Source organism: Actinoplanes sp. NPDC051633, assembly GCF_040681735.1.
GTDB lineage: Bacteria > Actinomycetota > Actinomycetes > Mycobacteriales > Micromonosporaceae > Actinoplanes.
Genome location: NZ_JBFAZH010000932.1, coordinates 1 through 3,124, shown reverse-complemented (window position 1 = coordinate 3,124; position 3,124 = coordinate 1). Strand labels below are relative to the sequence as shown.

Genomic DNA, 3,124 nt, shown 5'->3' with positions numbered 1-3,124 from the left:
GTCGGCGGCGGTGCGGGCCGGGTCGTCCACGAAGGACGAGCCCTGGCCGGCCGGCGCGGTCAGCTCGGCGCCGAGGCGCAGGTCGGTGGTGCGGGTGCCGGGCGGGGGCCAGGTGCGGGAGGTGCGCCAGACCGTCGGCGCCACCTCGACGTCGGCCATCGGCTCGCGCATGATGCCGTTGTCGACGCGGTAGAGCCAGCGGTCGAACCACTTGTGCAGGGTGTCCAGCCACTCGGCGCGGCGCACCGAGAACGGGTCGTTGTGCCCGGCCTGGTGCAGCCAGATCTTGCGGGGGACGTTGCGCCGCGCGAGGGCGTCCCACCACTGACCGGCCTGCAGGGTGCGCACGTTGTCGTCGTGCAGCCCGTGCACCAGCAGCACGCTGGCCCGCACCTTGTCCACGTCGCGCAGGTAGTCACGCTCGGCCCAGAACGGGCTGTAGTCGCCGGTCTCACGGTCCTGGTCGTGTTCGATGGCGTCCATCACCGGCTCGCACACCTCGGGGTCGGCCCGGGTGAGCACCGCCCTGGCCAGCACGTCGGTGTCCTCACCCTGGAACCCGCCGGGCGCGACCACGCCGCCGTTGGCGCGGTAGTAGTCGTACCAGCTGGAGATCGCGGCGATCGGCACGATGGTCTCGAGGCCCTCGACGCCGGTGGCGGCGACGGCGTTGGGCAGCGTCCCGTTGTACGACACCCCGATCATGCCGGTGCGGCCGGTGGACCAGTCGGCGGCGACCGGCGCCCCGGCCTCGTCCCACGCCCGGGCCCGCCCGTTCAGCCAGTCGACGACCGCCTTCATGCCCAGCGTCTCGTTGCGGCCGCCGGAGGTCGGGCAGCCGGTCGAGCCGCCGCTGCCGAGGCTGTCGGCGAAGACCACGGCGTAGCCGCGCGGGACGAAATAGTTGTCCAGGTAGCCGCCGAAGAAGATGTTGTCGGCCCGGTTCGCGCCCTGGGCGGCCAGGCCGTGGGCCAGCCCGTCGCGGTCGATGTCGTCGTGGTTGGGCACGTCGTTGAGGCCGGCGTAGTACGGGCTGGCCTGGAAGATCGCCGGCATCTTGGTGCGGGGGCCGGACTCGCGCGGGCGGATGATCCGCACGGCCACGCGGTCGCGCTGCCCGTCGAAGTCGCTGTCCACGGTGGTCTGCACCCAGACCCGCTCGCGGATCGCCTGGGTGTAGTCGTACACCGGCTCGGTCGGGGCGGGCGGCGCCGCGGCCGCCGGCATGGCCGGCTGCAGGACGGCGAGGGTCGTCAGGGCGGCAAGGACGGCGCGTGAGCTTCGCACTTTCACCTCGGATTCTCCGTGCCGTCCGAAGGACCAGGCGTCGGTGGCCGGCACTGCCGGTGAGCTTATCGCCCTCCATCGATCTGATGGGTACCGATTAGGCTTACCCCTGATGTCGACGGGGGTGGACAGGTGACGGACGCCGATGAGGCGGCGCGGGTGCGGTTCGCGATGCTCGGCCCGCTGGAGGTCAGCGGCGCCGAGGTGACCGCGGGACGCGAGCGCACCGTGCTCGCCATGCTGCTGCTGCGCCCCGGCCGCCTCGTTCCCGCCGCCGACCTGGTCGACGCCCTGTGGGACGACGATCCGCCGGTCACCGCCAAGGCCCAGCTGCAGACCGCGGTCTCCCGGCTGCGCCGCCGGCTGCCGGTCGGCCTGATCGTCACCGACCCGGCCGGGTACGCCCTGCACGTCGCCCGCCACGACCTGGATGCGCTGCTCTTCGCCGAGCACATGGCGCAGGCCCGCGCGCTGACCGGCGCCGACCGGCAGCGCGCGGCCACTCTGATGCGCGCTGCCCTCGACCTATGGCGTGGCCCGGCGCTGGCCGGTGTGGAGAGCCGGCTGGTGCAGCAGCGCGCCGCGGCGCTGGACGAGGAGCACGGCGCGGCCGTCGAGGAGTGGGCCGAGCTGGAGATCGCGCTCGGGCACGACCGCGCGATCCTCGCCGAGCTCACCGCGCTGGTCGAGCGGTTCCCGCTGCGCGAGCGGCTGCGCGGGCAGCTGATGACGGCCCTGAACAACGCCGGCCGCCAGGCGGACGCCCTGGCGGAGTATCGGCGGGCCCGGGCGCTGCTGATCGACGAGCTGGGCATCGAGCCGGGCGAGGAGCTGCGCCGGCTGCACGAGCGGATCCTCGCCGGCGAGTCCACCGCGGCCGTCCCGGAGGCGACGAAGCCGGCCCGGGTGCCGCGCGAACTGCCGCCGGAGCCGCGATCGTTCACCGCGCGGGTGCACGAGGTGTCGACCCTGGACGGCCTGCTCGACGGCGAGGTGCCGGGCACCGTGGTGATCTCGGCGGTGTACGGCACGGCCGGCATCGGCAAGACCACCCTCGCCCTGCACTGGGGGCACCGGGTGGCCGGTCGTTTCCCGGACGGCCAGCTGTACGTGAATCTGCGCGGCTACGACGCCGCCGACTCGGTGATGCGTCCCGACGAGGCGCTGCGTGAGTTCCTGCACGCCCTCGAGGTGCCCGAGCGCCGCATCCCGCCGCGGATGGACGCGCAGGCCGCGCTGTTCCGCAGCATCCTCGCGGGCCGCCGGATGCTGGTGGTGCTGGACAACGCGCGCGACGCCGATCAGGTGCGCCCGTTGCTGCCCGCCTCCCCCGGCTGCATGGCCGTGGTGACCAGCCGGGCGCAGCTCACCGGTCTGATCGCCACGGCCGGGGCGCATCTGATCACGCTGGGCCTGCTGTCCCTGGACGAGGCGCGGCAGATGCTCGCCGGGCGGCTCGGCGAGCACCGCCTCGCGGCCGAGCCGGAGGCCGTCGACCGGATCATCGGGGCGTGCGGTCACCTGCCGCTCGCGCTGGCGATCGCCGCCGCCCGGGCCCTCGCCCGGCCCAACCGGCCCCTCGACAAGCTGGCCGGGGAGCTGGACGACGCCCGGCTGGACGCCCTCGCCACCGGCGACCCGTCGGCCGACGCGCGGGCGGTGTTCTCCTGGTCGTACCGTGCGCTCTCGCCGCCGGCGGCGACCCTGTTCCGGCGCGCGGGGCAGTATCCGGGCCCCGACTTCGGCCGGCCCGCCCTCGCGGCGCTGCTCGGCGCCACGCCGGCGGAAACCGACGCGGCGCTGGCCGAGCTGACCCGGGCGCATCTGTTCTCGGTCC

General features: G+C 74.5%; 2 protein-coding genes. One reads left to right on the top strand and one right to left on the bottom strand.

What is annotated here, in order from left to right:
* Positions 1 to 1,287: CocE/NonD family hydrolase (locus tag AB0M20_RS34695; RefSeq protein WP_364304615.1), on the bottom strand; the 1,287-nt coding region annotated here is incomplete at its 3' end.
* A 132-nt stretch (positions 1,288 to 1,419) separates the two neighbouring features.
* Between AB0M20_RS34695 and AB0M20_RS34690 the strand changes: the two genes are divergently transcribed.
* Positions 1,420 to 3,124 (top strand): BTAD domain-containing putative transcriptional regulator (locus AB0M20_RS34690; RefSeq protein ID WP_364304613.1); only part of this gene is annotated, 1,705 nt, incomplete at its 3' end.